This is a genomic window from Sphingomonas kyeonggiensis, assembly GCF_014204495.1.
In the GTDB taxonomy this organism is placed as follows: domain Bacteria; phylum Pseudomonadota; class Alphaproteobacteria; order Sphingomonadales; family Sphingomonadaceae; genus Sphingomonas; species Sphingomonas kyeonggiensis_A.
This window is the reverse complement of sequence record NZ_JACHLN010000002.1, coordinates 126,580-143,824: the sequence shown is the minus strand read 5'-3', so window position 1 is coordinate 143,824 and position 17,245 is coordinate 126,580. Positions and strand designations below refer to the sequence as shown.

Sequence of the window (17,245 nt, the reverse complement as noted above, 5' to 3'; positions counted from 1 at the left end):
GATGGACCGCCGCACCGTGATCGGCGCGGGGCTCGCGCTCACTGCCACGCCTGTCTTCGCCCAGAAGGCGACCGGCTTCACCAGCCATCGCCCCGCCCCTGCGGACCGCAAGTTCGTCAGCAAGTCGGTCGAGCGCGAGATCGTCCGTGTCTCGAAGAAGATCGGCGATCCGAAGCTGCGCTGGATGTTCGGCAATTGCTATCCGAACACGCTCGACACCACCGTGGCGATGCGCACGATCGACGGCGCGCCCGATGCATTCGTGCGCACCGGCGACATCAATGCGTTGTGGCTGCGCGACAGCTCGGCGCAGGTGAAGCCGTATCTGCATCTCGCGAAGCAGGATGCCGATCTGCGCCGCCTCTATCATGGCCTGATCGCCCGCCAGTCGCGCTCGATCCTGATCGATCCGTACGCCAATGCGTATATGGAAGATCCGACCGCGACGACCAATCTGAGCTGGTCGCTCGACGATCGCTTCCCGCTCAAGCCCGGCGTGGCCGAGCGGAAGTGGGAGATCGACTCGCTCTGCTATGCGATGCGCCTCGCGCACGGTTATTGGCAGGCGACCGGCGACAAGACCCCGTTCGACGCCCGCTGGGCCGAAGCCGCACGCCTGAGCATCGCGACCTTCCGCGAGCAGCAGCGCAAGCATGGCAAGGGCCCGTACCGCTTCCAGCGCAAAAGCCCGATCCCGACCGAGAGCCTGATGCTCGATGGCTATGGCGCGCCGACCAAGCCGGTCGGACTGATCCACTCAGGCTTCCGCCCCTCGGACGATGCCTGTGTCTATCCCTTCCTGATCCCGTCCAACTATTTCGCGGTGACGGCGCTGCGCGAACTCGCCGTGGTCGCCAATGCCGCGCGCAGCGATGCGGCGCTGGCCAATGATGCCGTCGCGCTGGCCGATGAAGTCGATGCGGCGCTGCGCAAATATGCCCGGATGCGCCTGCCCGATGGCAGCGAAGTGATCCCGTTTGAAGTCGATGGCTTCGGCAACACGATCTTCATGGACGACGCCAATGTGCCGTCGCTCTCGGCGCTCGCCTATCTCGGCTGCCTGAAGGCGGACGATCCTCTCTTCCAGCGCACTGCAGCAGCGGCGTGGAGCGAAAACAACCCCTATTGGTCGCGCGGCAAGGTCGTCGAAGGCATTGGCGGGCCGCATGTCGGGCTCGGCCAGGTCTGGCCGATGTCGCTGGTGATGCGCGCGCTCACCTCGTCGGACGACGCGACGATCCGCCAGTGCCTGCGCATGATCCGCGACAGCGATGGCGGCACCGGCTTCATCCATGAGGCGGTTGACCAGGACGATCCCGCCAAGTTCACCCGCGAGTGGTTCGCCTGGGCCAATGGCCTGTTCGGCGAACTCATCGTCCACCTCGCCGATACCCGTCCTAATTTGCTGGCAGAAACGCTGTGAACCCTACGCGTCGTCAACTCCTCGCTTCCACCGGCCTCGGTCTTGCCGCCACCGCCACGCTTCCCGCTCACGCCCGCCTTCCCGTTGCCGGGACCAAGCCGAACCTGTTCATCGGCACCGGCGGCACCGGTCACACCTATCCCGGCGCCACCCTGCCCTTCGGCATGGTCCAGCTGAGCCCGGACACCGGTGTCGAGCGCTGGGAGACCTGCTCGGGCTATTACAAGACCGACACCTCGATCCTCGGCTTCTCGCACACCCATCTCTCGGGCACTGGCATTGGCGACATGCTCGACGTGCTGGTGGTGCCTTCGGCCGGGCCGGTGCAGCTCCAGCCGGGCACGCTCGAAAACCCCGACGCGGGCTATCGCCAGCGCTTCTCGGGCGAGCATGCCGAGCCGGGCTATTACCGGGTCGCACTGGAAACCGGCGTCCAGGCCGAGCTGACCGTCACCGAGCGCACCGGCTGGCACCGCTATCGTTTCCCCGCGGGCAAGGGCCATGTGCTGATCGACCTGTCGCACCTGATCCTCGACAAGTCGGACTCGCCGCCGCTGGTGGACGAGGCCCTGCTGGAGCTCGCCGCCGACGGCACGCTCAGCGGCACGCGCCGCGTGTTCCGCTGGGCCAAGGGCCGGCGGATCTTCTTCGCGATGCAGCTGTCGCGGAAGCCCGATCGCATCACTTTCATCGGCGACGGCGATACTGAGCAGCCGGCGGGTGCAACCCGCGTCGCGGGCAAGCGGCTCAAGGCCGTGCTCCAGTTTGACGATGCCGGCAGTGCGCCCCTGGTCATCCGGTGCGGCATCTCCGCCGTCGATGCCGATGGCGCCCGCGCCAATCTCGCCGCCGAGGCGAAGCACTGGGACTTCGATCGGGTCCGCCGCGAGGCTGCGGCCCTGTGGAGCAAGTCGCTCGACAGCGTGAAGGTCGAGGGCGGCACGGCCGACCAGCGCACGATCCTGTCCTCCGCGCTGTACCACGCCCAGCTTGCACCTACGCTCGTCTCGGACGTCGATGGCCGCTATCCGGGCATGGACGGCAAGACGCAGACCGTGCCCGCGGGCGGCGCGGCGTTCAGCACCTATTCGCTATGGGACACCTATCGCTCCCTGCATCCGCTGCTCACCCTGGTTGCGCCCGAGCAGACCAAGAAGCTGGTCGACGACATGATCCGCCAGACGGCGCAGTCGCGCTTCGGCCCGCTGGTCTGGCCGCTGCAGGGCAAGGAAACCGGCACGATGATCGGCTGGCACGGCGTCGTCCCGCTTGCCGAGGCACATGCCAAGGGCATCCCCGCCGACTATGCCGCCGCCTGGCCGGCAATCCGCAAGCGCAGCTTCGATTTCACGGCGCCGGACAAGGACAACAGCCTGGGCCGAGACCTGTACGACAAGCTCGGCTATGTGCCGGCCGACAAGGTGTTCGAGAGCGTCAGTCGGACGCAGGAATATGCCTATGACGACTGGGCCTCGTCGCACCTCGCCCGCGTGGCCGGCGCGACCGAGGATGCCGAGCGGCTGCACAAGCGCTCGGGCAACTGGCGCAACGTCATCGACGGCAAGATCGGCTTCGCCCGCCCTCGCTTCGAAAATGGCCAGTGGTGGAAGGACTATGATCCCGTCCAGCTCGGCCACATGCCCAAGCCGTGGTGGCGCGACTATACCGAGGCCAATGGCTGGCAGGCGACCTTCCTCAACCAGCACGACATCTATGGCATGATCGCGCATATGGGCGGCGATGCGGCGTACGAGGCAAAGCTCGACGCACTGTTCACCGCGCCTTCGACCCTGCCCGACAACGCGCCGCCGGACATCTCGGGACTGGTCGGGCAATATGCCCATGGCAATGAGCCGGATCAGCACGCCGCGTACCTCTACAGCTATGTCGGCGCGCCGTGGAAAACGCAGGCGATGGTCCGTCGCCTCTGTGTCGAGATGTACAAGAACGATCCTGACGGCATCATCGGCAATGACGATTGCGGTCAGATGAGCGCGTGGTTCGTGCTGTCCGCGCTCGGCTTCTATCCAGTCGATCCGGTCGAAGCCGTCTATGTCTTCGGCTCGCCGCTGTTCGCGCGCGCCGAGATGCAGCTGGGCAAGGGCCGCAAGCTGGTGGTCGAGGCGCCGGGCAACCGTGCCGACACCCCCTATGTCGCCGCCGTGACCTGGAACGGCCGCCCGTGGCGCAAGAGCTGGATCTCGCACCGCGACCTGGCTGCCGGCGGTACGCTGCGCTTCACCATGTCCGCCACCCCGAACCGCGCCTTTGGCCGCGCGCTTGCTGATCGGCCGCCGTCCTTCGGCCGCAGCCCCGCCTGATCCTGGAGAGATTGATGACCGAACTGTCCCGGCGCACCCTGATCGCCACCGGCCTTGCCGCTGGCGCGCTGCCTGCCGTTCCTGCGCAGGCCGGTGCAGCGCCTGCCAACACCCCCAAGCCCTTCGGCGCCACGCCCAGCCCACGCCAGTGGCGGTGGCATGGCCGCGAGCAGTACGCCTTCGTCCATTTCTCGATCAACACCTTCACCGACAAGGAATGGGGTTTCGGCGACGAGAGCCCGAAGCTGTTCAACCCGAGCGACTTCGACGCCGACCAGATCGTCGCCGCGGTCAAGGCAGGCGGGCTCGAGGGACTGATCCTCACCGCCAAGCATCATGACGGCTTCTGCCTGTGGCCGACGCTGCTCACCGAGCATTGCATCCGCAACAGCCCCTATAAGGACGGCAAGGGCGACATCGTCCGCGAGATGGCCGATGCCTGCAAGCGCGCTAAGCTGCCCTTCGGCCTGTATCTGTCGCCCTGGGACCGCAACCATGCCGAATATGGCCGCCCGGCCTATGTCACCTATTACCGCGCCCAGCTGACCGAGCTGTGCACCCGCTATGGCGACCTGTTCGAAGTGTGGTTCGACGGCGCCAATGGGGGCGACGGTTATTATGGCGGCGCGCGCGAGGCGCGGAAGATCGATGCGCCGCGCTATTATGACTGGCCGTCGATCGTCGCGCTGGTCCACAAGCTCCAGCCCAATGCCTGCACCTTCGATCCGCTCGGCGCGGACATCCGCTGGGTCGGTAATGAGGACGGCGTCGCCGGCGATCCCTGCTGGCCGACCATGCCCAACGAGCCCTATGACCAGAAGAACGGCAATGCCGGCGTGCGCGGCGGCGCGATCTGGTGGCCGGCGGAGACCGACGTCTCGATCCGCCCGGGCTGGTTCTACCATTCGGACGAGGACTCCAAGGTGAAGAGCCCCGAGCGGCTGATCCGTCTCTATGACGAGTCGGTGGGCCGTGGGACCAATCTGAACCTCAATGTGCCGCCCGATCGCCGCGGCCGGATTCCCGACCAGGATTTCAAGATCCTCAAATCCTATGGCGACGCGATACGCGCGACCTTCGCCAAGGATCTGGCCAAGGGCGCGGTGGCGCATGCCAGCACCAGCCGCCCGGGCTTCGCGGCGGCGCGCGTGCTCGACGGCAATCGCGAGACCTATTGGACCACGCCCGACCAGGCAGCCACGCCGACCCTGACGCTCGACCTGAAGCCCGGCACCCGCTTCGACGTGATCCGGCTGCGCGAATACCTGCCGCTCGGCGTGCGCGTGACGCGCTTCGCAGTCGATGCCGAAATCAACGGCAGCTGGCAGACGCTGGCGGAACACGAGTGCATCTCGGCCCAGCGCGTGATCCGCCTGCCTGCCCCGATCGCGCCGCGTCGCGTGCGCCTGCGCATCCTCGAAGCGCCAGCCTGCCCGGCGATCAGCGAGTTCGCGCTGTTCGCCTCGGTCGCGCCGGTTCCGGTGTCCGCGATCGTCTCGACCGACCCGACGGTGCTCGATGTGACCAAATGGCGCGTCGTCGATGCCAGCGCCCCCAATGCCGAGCGACTGCTCGACAATGAGGCGGGCACGATCTGGGTCCAGTCGAGTCCCAAGCCGGGCGCTCCGGCGCACGTCACCGTCGACCTGGGCGGATCGACCGATCTCGCCGGCTTCAGCCTCACGCCTTCGCGCCAGGTGATGACCGGCGCGGCACCGCCGCGCGGTTACGTTGCGGAAACCAGCGCGGATGGTACCAATTGGGAACCGGCAGCATCCGGCGAGTTCTCCAACATCGCCTATGCGCTATCCACCCAGCGCATCAATTTCGCCCGTGCACGCGCCGCGCGCTATCTGCGCCTGACCTTTGCCGAGACCGCTGTTCCGGCCGGCCGCCTGGCAATCGCCGGAATCGGCGGATTCCTGCCCACTCGCTGAGCGCGCCCACTTCCTCCCGGGCTATGCGCCCGGGAGGAAAATCCCCATCGGAATTAGCTGGTTAGCCTGTCATCTCTCGCGGTTCGTGACGGCGAGTGACGCAATTTTGCAACGGCGGTATGCTATTTATCGGATCGATAGCACCAAAGTCGATTTTGGTATTGAAGTGATATTCCACCTATGACAACCATACGACAAGGCTAGGACGTCCTGGTGACGATCCGAACCATTCGCGGCCGCATGTTAGCGCTCGCATTCAGGGTTGGCATCGATGGAAACTACGCGTCGGAGAGCAATGGCATTGGGTATCGGCGGCGCTACGCTCGCCGCGACCGCACCTGTCGTCGCCAAGCCTGGCAACCGCGCCCTCATCGTTTCGACCTGGGATTTCGGCGCGGCCGCCAATGCCGCAGCCTTCGCCCAGTGGAAGAAGACCAACAGCCTGCTCGACGCGGTCGAAGCCGGCGCCCGCGTCCCTGAAGCGGACCCCGAGAATCACTCCGTCGGCTTTGGCGGCTATCCCGATCGCGACGGCCACGTCACGCTCGACGCGATCCTGATGGACGATCGCGGCAATCTCGGCGCGGTCGCCGCGCTCGAGGATTTCATGCATCCGATCTCGGTCGCGCGCCGGGTGATGGAAAAGACTCCGCACACTTTCCTGGTCGGCGAAGGCGCACGCCAGTTCGCCATTGCCGAGGGGTTTGAGCGCACCAAGCTGCTCACCCCGGAAGCCGAGGCCGCGTGGCGCGAATGGCTCAAGACGGCGAAGTACAAGCCGGTCGCCAATAGCGAGAACATGCGCGGTACCGCGCTGGATCACGACACGATCGGCATCGTCGCCTGCGGTCCCGATGGCCGGCTTGCCGGTGCCTGCACCACCTCGGGCATGGCGTTCAAGCTTCGCGGCCGCGTCGGCGATTCGCCGCAGTGCGGCTCGGGCCTGTTCGTCGAGGCCGGCGTCGGCGCCGCGACCGCGACGGGTGTCGGCGAGGAAGTTACTCGGATCGCCGGCTCGGCCCGCGTGGTCGCGTCGATGCGCGCCGGCATGTCGCCCCAGGCGGCGTGCCGCGAAGCCGTGCTCCATATTGCCAAGCTCCGCGGTGACGCGGTGCGCGACGCCCAGGTCGGCTTCCTGGCGATCAACGACCGCGGCGAGATCGGCGCCTTCGCGCTGCAGCCCGGCTTCACCTTCGCAGTAACCGACCTTGAGGGACGAACCCAAGTGCGGCCCGCTGAGAGCTTAAAAAAGCCCGCGGCCACCAAATAACCCGAACCTATTTCCTGATTCCTAGGGGGATGTAATGAAGAAATTGAATGCCCTGTTGCTGAGTTCAACTTGTTTCGCGGTCCTGCTCGCCGCGCCTGCCATGGCGCAGGATGCACAGCAGGACACCAGCTCGGCCTCGACCGCCGACACACAGGACAGCGGCGCCATCGTCGTCACGGGCAGCCGCATCACGCGTCCGAACGCCGCCGCAGCGTCGCCGATCACCTCGGTCACCTCGGAAGCGATCCGCGCCCAGGCAGCCGTGAACATCGAAGAAGTGCTGAACCGCATTCCGTCGGTCGCGCCGGACAGCCAGCAGAACTATCAGGACTCGGACGGCCGCCAGCGCATCAAGCTGCGTAACCTCGGCTTCGAGCGCACCCTCATCCTGGTCGACGGCAAGCGCCTCGGCACGATGAACGGCCTCGACGCCAACATGATCCCGACCGCGCTCGTCTCGCGCGTCGACGTGCTGACCGGCGGCGCTTCGGCCGTCTACGGTTCGGACGCAGTCGCCGGCGTGGTCAACTTCATCCTGGACAACAATTTCGAAGGCATCCAGGCGAACGCGAACTACAATTTCTACGCGCACGACAACAAGCCGGGCCTCGTCTCGCAGGTTGCCAAGAACTACGGCTTCGCCCAGCCCGCGCAGGGCCTGAGCACCGACGGCGGCCGCGTCGACCTGTCGCTCACCGCCGGCAAGAAGTTCTTCGACGATCGCATGCACGTGTCGGCCTATGTCGATTACCGCAAGGCGAACCTGGTTCCCTATGGCGCACGTGAGACCTCGGGCTGCCAGCTCGTCGAAGGCACCAAGGACGGCCCGCTGAGCTGCTCGATCTCGAGCTACACCGGCTATGGCTATGTCTCGCCGCAGAGCGGCCCGAACGCCGGCAACGCCTATCTGAACAACCCGAACGGCACGCGCACCTTCGTGCCCTATTCGTCGGCCCTGGCCGCGAACCCGTATGACGGCTACTCGTTCCAGCGCAAGAACGAGCGCTGGAATGCCGGCGGCTTCGCTTCGTTCAAGATCTCGGACGCGGCGGAAGTCTATGCCAACGCGATGTGGTTCCGCGACAAGTCGGCGAACGTCTATCCGGCCCGCGTCTACAGCTCGACCGCCTATGCGGACGGCCCCTACCAGGTCCGCTGCAACAACCCGTACATGTCGGCCGCTCAGGCGACCGCGATCTGCGGCACCGCGGCAGGCACCAGCACCTTCGTGCCGATCGAACTGCGCTACCGCATGACCAGCGTTCCCGATCTCGAGGACCGCTACACCAATGAAGGCCTGCGCATCACCGGCGGCGTCCGCGGCGAGTTCGCCAAAGGCTGGAGCTACGATGTCGGCGGCGTCTATGCGCGCAACCAGATGGACACCAGCTGGGCCGGCCCGCTCTATGCGCGCGTCAACAACGCCCTGAACGTCGTCAACAACAACGGCACGATCAGCTGCGTCAACGACGTCGCCAATGGCTGCGTGCCCTTCGATCCGTTCAGCGCCAACTCGGCGACGAACAACACCGCGCTGTACAACTATCTGATCGCGGGCACCTACGGCACCTCGACCACGACCAACACGCTCTACAACGGCATCGCCACCATCCAGGGCGATCTCGGCACCTACGGCATCAAGAGCCCGTGGGCGGATGAAGGCGTGGCGATCGCGTTCGGCGCCGAATATCGCGAAGACCAGCTCAAGAGCCACGCTGATGCGATCTGGCGCGAGTCGGTCAGCGACGACGCGGACCGCTATCTCGCCCAGCACGTCTGGGAAGGTAACGTCGAGCTCCAGGTTCCGATCGCCCAGCACAAGGCTTTCGCCGACCTGCTCCAGGTGAACGGTGCGTATCGTCTGTCGAAGTACAGCAGCAACCCGGACACCTTCTCGACCTGGAAGGCCGAGGCGATCTGGGCTCCCGTCGAGGACATCACGTTCCGCGCCTCGATCAATCGCGCCCAGCGCGCTCCGACGGTGGTGGAGTCCTTCCAGGGCTCGAACACCAGCTATGGCCGGATCACCACCGCCTATAACGACATCTGCGCGCCGACCGTCGTCAGCACGTCGATCGATCCGGTCACGGGTCGCCCGGTCAATGTCTATGGCGCCCCGACGGCATCGCGCGAAGCGTGCCGCGCAACCGGCCTGGCCGACAACCTCTACGGCAGCGCCACCCTGCTCTGCCCGACCGATGTTGGCTGCACCTATCGCGCCGGCGGGTTCACCGTGGATCCGGAAACCGCCTACACCAAGACCTTCGGTGTGGTGCTGAAGCCGCGCTTCCTTCCGGGCCTGGTGGTTTCGGCCGATCGCTTCCTGATCGATCTGAACCAGTCGATCGGTTATAACGACTACGCCTACTTCTCGCAGGGCTGCCAGCAGACCGCCGATCCGTTCTTCTGCAGCATGTTCGTGCGTAACGCGGACGGCACGCTGTCGAGCAACCCGACGACCAACCCGACCACTGGCTTCATCCGCCAGGGCACGACCAACTACTACAAGAGCAAGTCGCATGGCTGGGACTTCCAGGGCCAGTATGCGCTGCCGCTCGGTGGCAATATCGGTCGCCTGGACTTCGACTTCGCCGGCACGCTGACCACGCTGGCCGGCGCGCAGGACGCGTCGTTCCTCGCAGAGCGTAACTGCGTGGGCTATTATGGCGGCGCCGGCTGCGGCCAGTTCATCGCCAAGTGGACGCACAACCTGCGTGGCACCTACACCACGCCGGACCAGTTCTTCAGCATGTCGCTGAACTGGCGCCACCTGGGTCCGCTGACGCGTACCTCGAACTCGGGCGAGGCCAGCCTCGGCGCGGATGCGAGCACGGTCCGCAAGACCTTCTACCGGATCGACGCGTATGACTACTTCGATCTGTCGCTGAACTTCCGCGTCGAGAAGAGCTTCTCGTTCCGGATCGCGGCGAACAACATCCTCGACAAGACGCCGCCGGTCATGCCGAACTCGTATGACATCGGCCTGTCGCGCGCGAACACGATCTCGGCCCGGTACGACTCGCTCGGCCGCCAGATCGCCTTCAGCACGACGGTCAACTTCTAAACTAGCCCTTCGCTAGAACCTCTGGGCCCGCCTTCTCCGGAAGGCGGGCCTTTTTATTTGCCCGTCACGCGTCGCCCGCCCGGGGCGACGCGCATCCACCGAAAAATTTGTCCGGATATCGCCGATACTCCGTCTTCCCTTCGAGGGCCGATGTGCGCCCGCGCGGAGCATTCATTCCAGCAAGGGTAAAACGGCGAATAATATCGTTACCAATAATTCAATTCCGACATTGAAATATTAGTTTCACAGTATCGCGCAAATTAAATAATGCGCGATTCGTTTTAAATACAGATAAATGTAATTCGTAACTTAGATTACGAAGGCGATTTGGCGCAACTTCACTCCATATTTTCTTGCATTGGGAGATTGTATGAAGAGCCAATTCAAAACACTGGCCGTTGTCGCCCTTGGCACACTAACGATCCTGCTGCCCGAAGCCGCCCAGGCCCAGGGCTGGCCCGCCCCGGTGGCGCCGCTGCCCGAGCTGGCGACCGCGCTCGACAAGCGCTTCCAGCCGGCGATCGATTTCGACACCGACGTCTGCTTCAACGTGCCGGCGGTCAATTCGTCGGGCGCGATCAGCGCCGGCGCCTCGACCTATGCCACGCTGCCCCCGGCCTCGTGCCGCAACGCGAGCTACCGCACGACGAGCAATGTCTACGTCCGCGCCCGCTGCAACAACGGCTATTGCGCCCGCGTCTACAGCTATTTCTGGCAGTCGGACTTCTCGCACGCCTATGACTGGGAATCGGTGATCGTGTGGACCACCGACCAGGGCACCAACAGCACCGTGGTCGGCGTGACCCGCGGCAACCATGGCGGCTGGGAAACCCGCGCGACCAGCGGCGGTCAGTTGCGCTTTCAGAGCGATTCGAACGGCCAGCACGTGAAGATGGTCTATCACTACGAAACCTGGGGTTTCTCGCACCTTTGGCGCTTCTCGAAGACCGACAATGGCGACGAGCCGCCCGAAAACGGCACCGGCCAGTGGCTGATCCAGCCGCTCGTCAGCTGGAACGGCTATCCGTCGGCCAGCGTCCGCAACGCCATCTCGAACTATAATTTCGGCAGCGGCAATTTCGACCTGAAGGACTCGCGCTTCTCGGGCGTCCTCGCCGCGACGGTGAACTCGAGCATCACGCCGGGCTTCGATCCGAACACCGATTCGGGCGCGAACTCGCCGGGCTGCCCGACCGGCTCGACCATCTGCTGACCCTGCGCCGCCCCGTGCCACCGGCATGGGGCGGACCTTCCGGCGAGATACAAATGGCTTCGAAATATCTGCCGCTGCTCGGCGGCACGGCGCTGGTCGTCGCGATAGGCGGCTTCTGGTTTACCCAGCGGGGCGCCGAGAGCACCCCGATGCCCAGCACGGGCGCGGTGGTGGTCACCGCCCCCGCCGCAACAGAAAGCCCCTCCCCCGCACCTGCTCCCCCGACGAACCTGCCGACCGCGCCGGACAAGGTGATCGCGCATGTCCGCCAGGCCTATCCGCTGCTCGAGAAGGTGGACTTCTCCTGCGACACGAAGGGCTGCGCCGTCACCGCGACGATACCGCCGCCTACCGGCGACGAGTTCCTCAGGGTGCGGCAGGAAATGCTGCTGGGCGGGCTGGCCAGGCTGGTCGAGGCGGACGGGTATCGCATGCCCGGCCCGGTCCATATGGACGAGATCGAGAGCAACCTGTTCCATATCCGCGCGGATGTCGTCCCCGCGCAGCCGCCAGTTTCCTAGCGCGCCAGGACGGACGCCCCGCAAGCGAGGCGTCCGTCAGGCACCGGGTTGGGCGTCGATCCGCACCGGCACAGGGATGTATGCCGCCCAACTGTCGGGTTCAGGTCGAAACGGCATGCAGGGGATGTGGCCGGACACGCGCTTCCGGGCGAGCCGGGTGCGACGGAGACCGAAGATTGCGCGACGAAGCCGTTTCGTCGCGCGGAGATTATTTCTTGCCGCCGCGCCAGTAGAGCAGGCCCGCGACGATCGCGGCCGAGCCGATGCCGATCGCGGCGCCCATGCCGATCTGCTTGGCGTCGGGCTTCCAGCGCTTCTTGGCTTCGGCAAGGTCCTTCACCGCCTGGAGCGCCTCGCTGCCCTCGTCATGATGATCGTGCGGCGCTTCCTCGATCGGATAGGGCGGCTTTGCTTCCTGCGGCTTGGGCGGGGTCTTGGTCATGATCTTCCCTTATTGGCGCTAGGCTGAACGCGAGGCTAATGCGGCGGTTGCACCCAAAGATGCAAGCGGCCACAAGCTCGGGCCATGAACCCGCTCTACGCCCAGCTCGGCACCACCATCTTCGAAGCCATGTCCGCTCGCGCACGTGAGACGGGGGCGATCAACCTGGGCCAGGGCTTTGCCGACGGACGCGGGCCGGAAGCGGTTCTCGAAGCCGCGGCCAGGGCGGTGGTCGACAAGTCGAACCAATACCCACCGATGATCGGCCTGCCCGAGCTGCGCGGCGCCGTGGCGGATCATTATGCGCGCCACCAGGGGCTCAACCTGGCAGCGGAGGAAGTGGTGGTAACCTCGGGCGCGACCGAGGCGCTGGCGGCGGCGATCTTCGCCTGCGTCTCGCCCGGCGACGAGGTTATCTGCTTCCAGCCGCTCTACGACGCCTATGTCCCGCTGATCCGCCAGGCCGGCGGCGTGCCGAAGTTCGTGCGGCTGAGCCCGCCCGAATGGAAGATCGACAAGGCGGCACTGGAAGCCGCCGTCTCCAGCAAGACGCGCGTGCTGATCCTCAACAACCCGCTCAACCCCGCCGCGACGATGTGCAGCGCCGACGAGCTGGCGATGCTGGCGGACTTCTGCGTGAGCCATGACCTGATCACGATCTGCGACGAGGTCTGGGAGCATGTGACCTTCGACGGCGCGCGCCACCTGCCGCTGATCGGCTTCCCCGGCATGCGCGAGCGTACCGTGAAGATCGGTTCGGCCGGCAAGATCTTCGCGCTGACAGGCTTCAAGGTCGGCTGGATGTGCGCCGCGCCGGCGATCGCGCGCGTCCTGTCCAAGGCGCACCAGTTCCTCACCTTCACCACCCCGCCTAACCTGCAATGGGCGGTTGCCGAAGGCCTCGCCACCCAGGACGCCTGGCTGCAGGAGGCCCGCCACCGCTTCCAGGCCGGGCGCGACCGGTTGCGCACCGGGCTGGAGGGCGCAGGCTTCGCCGTGTTGCCGAGCGCGGCGACCTATTTCCTGTCGGTGGACCTCACTGCCTCGGGCATCGCACTCGACGATGTGAGCTTCGCCAACAAGCTGATCGACGAGGCCGGCGTCGCCTCGATCCCGGTCTCGGCTTTCTATGCCGAGGATGCCGTCACCAACGTGCTGCGCTTCTGTTTCGTCAAGGACGACGCGACGCTCGACGCGGCCATCGCCCGCATCGCCGAGGCACGCGACCGGCTGGCCTGACGACTCGGCGCACCTTCGCTTCATCGGCGGAAGCACCCGCTTCACCGTGACGCGCGCAACTCGCCGCGTTTCCGGCACGTTCGCCGGGCCGCGGGACAAGTGGAGTTGTATCATGCGTAACATGAAGTTCCTGATGCGCGGCGCTGCGGTTGCCGCGATCCTGATCGCGACGCCGTCGCTGGCCCAGAGCCGGATCGACCGCGCGCGCACCGCCGTGGCCGAAGCGACGGCCAAGGTGGAAGCCGCCCAGACCGCCGGCGCCGACAAATATGCCCCGGACGCTTATGCGCGCGCTGAAGAATCGCTGCGCACCGCCAAGGACCAGCTGGCACGCGACCACCGCGATTCGACGATCAACGAGGCACGCCGCGCTTCCGGCCTGGCCGATGCGGCGCTGGCCGAATCCGAACGCAACAAGGGCGCCCAGATCGCCGCCGAGCAGGATGCGCGCCGCGATGCACAGGCCGCAGCCGCCAATGCCTCGGCCGATGCCGCCGCGGAAGCCAGCCAGCGCGCTGCCGCGCAGGATGCGGCACTGACCGCGCAGAGTGACGCGGCTGCGGCGAATGCGCGCGCCGAGGCGGCCGCGGTCGCGGCCCAGTCGGCTGCGGCGGATGCGGCAGCAGCGCGTGCCGCGGCGGCCCAGCCGGTCGCCACGACGATCGAGACCACGACCACCCAGCCGGCGCGCACCTATTCCTCGTCGCGCACGACGACGCGCAAGGTCGTGAAGAAGCCGGTCCGCAAGACGACGACCACCGTCACCCGTCCGGCAGCTTCGACGACCACTACGACGACGGTGAAGACCGAGCCGCGTTAAACGCGCCCGGCGGATACCAAGGGGGACAGGGTCAGATCCTGTCCAGCACCCCGCGCTCGGTGATGTAACCCGTCACCAGGCGCGCGGGAGTCACATCGAATGCTGGATTGGCGGCGGGGGAATCGGTTACCCGGACAGTGCCGATTTCCCCGTTTGCCAGCGGCCCGCTGAGCCGGGTCAGCTCCTCGGCGCTGCGCTCCTCGATCGGGATATCGGCGCCGCTTTCGGTATTCGGATCGAAGGTCGTGTAGGGCAGCGCGACATAGAAGGGCACGTCATTGTCGTGCGCCGCGAGCGCCTTCAGATAGGTGCCGATCTTGTTGCAGACATCGCCGTTGCGGGTGACGCGGTCGGTGCCGACCACCACCGCATCCACCTGCCCCTTCATCATCAGCAGCCCGCCGGCATTGTCGGCGATCACCGTGTGCGGCACGCCGTGGTTGCGCAGCTCGAACGCGGTGAGCAACGCGCCCTGGTTGCGCGGGCGGGTCTCGTCGACCCAGACATGGACCGGGATTCCCGCATCATGCGCGAGATAGATCGGCGCGGTGGCGGTGCCGTAATCGACGGTCGCCAGCCAGCCGGCATTGCAATGGGTCAGGATATTGAGCGGGCGATCCGGGTTCTTCGCGTGCAGCTGCTTGAACAGCTCAAGCCCATGCTCGCCGATCGAGCGGCAAAGCTCGGCATCCTCGTCGCAAATCTCGTCGGCGCGCGCGAAAGCCGCCTGCGCACGCTCACTCTCGGGCAGGTCCGCCACCGCCGCGCGCACCGCATCGAGCGCCCAGCGCAGGTTGATCGCGGTCGGCCGCGTCTCGAACAGCTTGTCATAGGCAGCGGCCAGGCTGGCATCGCCCGGATCGACCGCCAGCGCCATCGCATAGCCATAGGCGGCGGTCGCACCGATCATCGGCGCGCCGCGCGTCCACATCTCGCGGATCGCCACCGCCGCGGCGTCGACATCGCGCAGCTCGACCCATTTGATCTCCCAGGGCAGCTTGCGCTGGTCGAGGATCACCGCGCCCTTGCCGTCTTCGGTGCGACGGATCGAGCGGGTCGGACGGCCTTCGAGGATCATGGGAGCACTTCCGCGAGAGAATGGACATCGGCCGCGCCACCGGCGCGATCGATCAGCAATGCTTGGAGCCCCGCCTCATGCGCGGCATCGACCTCCGCCACCATGTCGGAGACGAACAGCAGCTCCGACGGCGCGAGATCGAGGGCGTCGATGATCTTCGTATAGGAATCGCTGTCGCGCTTGGGGCCGGTGGTGGTGTCGAAATAGCTGCTCAGGAACGGTGTCAGGTCCCCGGCGACCGAATGGCCGAAGATCAGCTTCTGCGCCGCGATCGAGCCCGAGGAATAGATGTTCACCTTGATCCCCGCCTCGGTCCAGCGGCGCAGCGCCTCGGGCGTATCGGGATAGACATGGCCCTTGAGCTCGCCATCGGCATAGCCCTGCGCCCAGATCAGGCCCTGGAGCGTCTTGAGCGGTGTTTCCTTGCGGTCCTCGTCGATCCACTGGAACAGGGTCGCGACCGGATCGTCCCCCGGCACCTGCGCCAGGATCGGCGCGACGACTTCGGGATTCGCTTCAACAAATGCCGCCAAATGCTTACGCGCATAGGGAAAAAGCTCGTCGGCAACGAAGCTGATGCTGCTCGTCGTGCCTTCGATATCGAGGAGGATGGCTTTGGGCGGGGTGTGGTTGGTCATTCAACTCTCGTCATCCCGGCGAAAGCCGGGATCTCAGGCGAAGGCGCATATGGCACGAGATCCCGGCTTTCGCCGGGATGACGGTTATGCCTCGGCCGGCTCGTGCCGTGGAAAGCGGTCCGCGATCGCGTCGCCGGTGAAGTTGGCGATCCAGCCATCGGCATTGGTGAACAGGCGGATCGCGGTGAACCGAGGCGAAGGCCCCATGTCGAACCAGTGGCGCGTGCCGGCCGGAACCGAGATCAGGTCCCCCTCCTCGCACAGCACGGCGTAGATGCGCTCGCCCTCGCGCAGGGTGAACAGCCCCTCGCCTTCCACGAAGAAGCGGACCTCATCCTCCGAATGGCGATGCTCGGAGAGGAACTTGGTGCGCAGGTTCGCCTTTTCGGGGTGGTCGGGAACCATGCGGATCACGTCGACCGACTGATAGCCATTCTCGGCCTTGAGCCGCTCGACCTCGGGCGCGAAGGCCTCGAGTACCTCGTCCTGCCCGGCATCGGCGGCTAGCGGGCGCGAAGGCCATTGCTCGAAGCGCACCCCGATCGGAGCGAGCGCGTCGGCGATGGCAACGGCGTCGCGGGTATCGGTCAGCGGGGCGCCGCCCGCTTCGTCGAAGATGCGGAGATGGGTCATCGTTTCCATGCCCTTTCGGCCAGTTCGGCGGCGATCAGCCATTCGGTGCCTTCCAGCACGCGCTCGGCTTCGGCCAGGTCCTTGCCCCAGGCATAGAGCCCGTGGCTGCGGATAAGATAGGCGGGCGCGGCGTTCGGCGCCAGCAAGGCGGGGCGGATCGCTTCCTCGATCACCGCCATGTCCTGGCTGTTGTCGACGATCGGCAGGCGGATCTCGGCCTCATGCGTGGTGTTGCCCGGAAAGACCTTGAGCATCTCGTGCCCGGCGAACACCCATTCGCCGGCATCGGCGGCGGCCCGGCTCATGCCCACGGCCTCGGGCGAATGGCCGTGCAGCACGGCGCCGACATGGGGGAACAGCCGGTAGATCGCCAAATGCAGGTCGGTCTCGGCCGAGGGTTTACCCGGGGTGAGCGGGGTGCCGTCGAGATCGACGCGCATCACGCCCTCGGGCGTCAGCCGCCCCTTGTGCCAGCCGGACACGGTGACGGCGATGCTGCCGTCGTCGAGCCGCACCGAGTAATTGCCGGCCGTGGCGGGCGCCCAGCCGCGTGCGTCGAGCCGGCGGCCGACCTCGACCAGGCCTGTCGCGGCATCTTCGAAGGACATCGTCATGGAATCGCGCTTAGCCGATCCAAGGCTACGCG

General features: G+C 66.1%; 14 protein-coding genes. 9 read left to right on the top strand and 5 right to left on the bottom strand.

The window, feature by feature from the left end; genetic code table 11:
* The first annotated feature begins 1 nt into the window (after position 1).
* From HNP52_RS08365 to HNP52_RS08335, 7 genes are all read left to right on the top strand, one after another.
* Positions 2-1,423, top strand: coding sequence for a glycoside hydrolase family 125 protein (locus tag HNP52_RS08365; protein WP_184168248.1), 1,422 nt, complete (start codon positions 2-4; stop codon positions 1,421-1,423).
* Positions 1,420-3,744: a GH92 family glycosyl hydrolase gene (locus tag HNP52_RS08360; protein WP_184165405.1), complete on the top strand. Its 2,325-nt coding sequence runs from the start codon at positions 1,420-1,422 to the stop codon at positions 3,742-3,744. The genes HNP52_RS08365 and HNP52_RS08360 overlap by 4 nt, the downstream gene beginning before the upstream one ends.
* A 14-nt stretch (positions 3,745-3,758) precedes the next feature.
* Positions 3,759-5,681 carry an alpha-L-fucosidase gene (locus tag HNP52_RS08355; RefSeq protein WP_184165401.1) on the top strand — a complete coding sequence of 641 codons (1,923 nt, stop codon included), beginning with the start codon at positions 3,759-3,761 and terminating at the stop codon, positions 5,679-5,681.
* A gap of 271 nt (positions 5,682-5,952) precedes the next feature.
* Entirely contained in the window at positions 5,953-6,951 is a 999-nt protein-coding gene (locus HNP52_RS08350) for a N(4)-(beta-N-acetylglucosaminyl)-L-asparaginase (RefSeq protein ID WP_184165398.1), read from the top strand.
* Between the two features lie 34 nt (positions 6,952-6,985).
* Positions 6,986-10,015 carry a TonB-dependent receptor domain-containing protein gene (locus tag HNP52_RS08345; RefSeq protein ID WP_184165394.1) on the top strand — a complete coding sequence of 1,010 codons (3,030 nt, stop codon included), beginning with the start codon at positions 6,986-6,988 and terminating at the stop codon, positions 10,013-10,015.
* A gap of 370 nt (positions 10,016-10,385) precedes the next feature.
* Positions 10,386-11,228 (top strand): NPP1 family protein, encoded by an 843-nt coding sequence (locus tag HNP52_RS08340; protein WP_184165391.1) that lies wholly within the window; start codon positions 10,386-10,388, stop codon positions 11,226-11,228.
* A 53-nt stretch (positions 11,229-11,281) separates the two neighbouring features.
* A complete protein-coding gene (locus HNP52_RS08335; RefSeq protein WP_184165387.1) occupies positions 11,282-11,749 on the top strand; it encodes a hypothetical protein in 468 nt (155 codons plus the stop codon).
* Between the two features lie 208 nt (positions 11,750-11,957).
* On the opposite strand, the gene HNP52_RS08330 is transcribed toward HNP52_RS08335, so the two are convergent.
* The gene (locus tag HNP52_RS08330) at positions 11,958-12,191 is read right to left on the bottom strand and encodes a hypothetical protein (RefSeq protein WP_184165384.1); all 234 of its coding nucleotides are present in this window, start codon (positions 12,189-12,191) and stop codon (positions 11,958-11,960) included.
* Between the two features lie 84 nt (positions 12,192-12,275).
* On the opposite strand from HNP52_RS08330, the gene HNP52_RS08325 reads away from it, so the two are divergent.
* Positions 12,276-13,430 carry an aminotransferase gene (locus HNP52_RS08325; RefSeq protein ID WP_184165381.1) on the top strand — a complete coding sequence of 385 codons (1,155 nt, stop codon included), beginning with the start codon at positions 12,276-12,278 and terminating at the stop codon, positions 13,428-13,430.
* A gap of 112 nt (positions 13,431-13,542) precedes the next feature.
* Complete coding sequence (locus HNP52_RS08320) at positions 13,543-14,250, top strand: hypothetical protein (RefSeq protein ID WP_184165378.1); 708 nt, start codon at positions 13,543-13,545, stop codon at positions 14,248-14,250.
* Between the two features lie 31 nt (positions 14,251-14,281).
* Here the strand turns inward: HNP52_RS08320 and mtnA are convergent, their stop codons facing one another.
* The 4 genes from mtnA to HNP52_RS08300 form a co-directional block, all read right to left on the bottom strand.
* Complete coding sequence (gene mtnA / locus HNP52_RS08315; RefSeq protein ID WP_184165375.1) at positions 14,282-15,328, bottom strand: S-methyl-5-thioribose-1-phosphate isomerase; 1,047 nt, start codon at positions 15,326-15,328, stop codon at positions 14,282-14,284.
* Complete coding sequence (mtnC, locus tag HNP52_RS08310) at positions 15,325-15,966, bottom strand: acireductone synthase (protein WP_184165371.1); 642 nt, start codon at positions 15,964-15,966, stop codon at positions 15,325-15,327. Before mtnC ends, mtnA begins: the two co-directional genes overlap by 4 nt.
* Before the next feature lie 84 nt (positions 15,967-16,050).
* Positions 16,051-16,599, bottom strand: coding sequence for an acireductone dioxygenase (locus HNP52_RS08305; protein ID WP_184165368.1), 549 nt, complete (start codon positions 16,597-16,599; stop codon positions 16,051-16,053).
* On the bottom strand, positions 16,596-17,213 hold the full coding sequence (locus HNP52_RS08300; RefSeq protein WP_184165365.1) for a methylthioribulose 1-phosphate dehydratase: 618 nt from the start codon (positions 17,211-17,213) through the stop codon (positions 16,596-16,598). The genes HNP52_RS08305 and HNP52_RS08300 overlap by 4 nt, the downstream gene beginning before the upstream one ends.
* Between the last annotated feature and the right edge of the window lie 32 nt (positions 17,214-17,245).

What these genes read in the sequence shown, in the direction of transcription:
- mtnA (WP_184165375.1), bottom strand. Translation starts at nt 15,328, where the DNA reads ATGATCCTCGAAGGCCGTCCGACCCGCTCGATCCGTCGCACCGAAGAC.
- HNP52_RS08325 (WP_184165381.1), top strand. Translation starts at nt 12,276, where the DNA reads ATGAACCCGCTCTACGCCCAGCTCGGCACCACCATCTTCGAAGCCATG.
- HNP52_RS08365 (WP_184168248.1), top strand. Translation starts at nt 2, where the DNA reads ATGGACCGCCGCACCGTGATCGGCGCGGGGCTCGCGCTCACTGCCACG.
- HNP52_RS08305 (WP_184165368.1), bottom strand. Translation starts at nt 16,599, where the DNA reads ATGACCCATCTCCGCATCTTCGACGAAGCGGGCGGCGCCCCGCTGACC.
- HNP52_RS08350 (WP_184165398.1), top strand. Translation starts at nt 5,953, where the DNA reads ATGGAAACTACGCGTCGGAGAGCAATGGCATTGGGTATCGGCGGCGCT.
- HNP52_RS08320 (WP_184165378.1), top strand. Translation starts at nt 13,543, where the DNA reads ATGCGTAACATGAAGTTCCTGATGCGCGGCGCTGCGGTTGCCGCGATC.
- HNP52_RS08330 (WP_184165384.1), bottom strand. Translation starts at nt 12,191, where the DNA reads ATGACCAAGACCCCGCCCAAGCCGCAGGAAGCAAAGCCGCCCTATCCG.
- HNP52_RS08340 (WP_184165391.1), top strand. Translation starts at nt 10,386, where the DNA reads ATGAAGAGCCAATTCAAAACACTGGCCGTTGTCGCCCTTGGCACACTA.
- HNP52_RS08335 (WP_184165387.1), top strand. Translation starts at nt 11,282, where the DNA reads ATGGCTTCGAAATATCTGCCGCTGCTCGGCGGCACGGCGCTGGTCGTC.
- HNP52_RS08300 (WP_184165365.1), bottom strand. Translation starts at nt 17,213, where the DNA reads ATGACGATGTCCTTCGAAGATGCCGCGACAGGCCTGGTCGAGGTCGGC.
- HNP52_RS08355 (WP_184165401.1), top strand. Translation starts at nt 3,759, where the DNA reads ATGACCGAACTGTCCCGGCGCACCCTGATCGCCACCGGCCTTGCCGCT.
- mtnC (WP_184165371.1), bottom strand. Translation starts at nt 15,966, where the DNA reads ATGACCAACCACACCCCGCCCAAAGCCATCCTCCTCGATATCGAAGGC.
- HNP52_RS08345 (WP_184165394.1), top strand. Translation starts at nt 6,986, where the DNA reads ATGAAGAAATTGAATGCCCTGTTGCTGAGTTCAACTTGTTTCGCGGTC.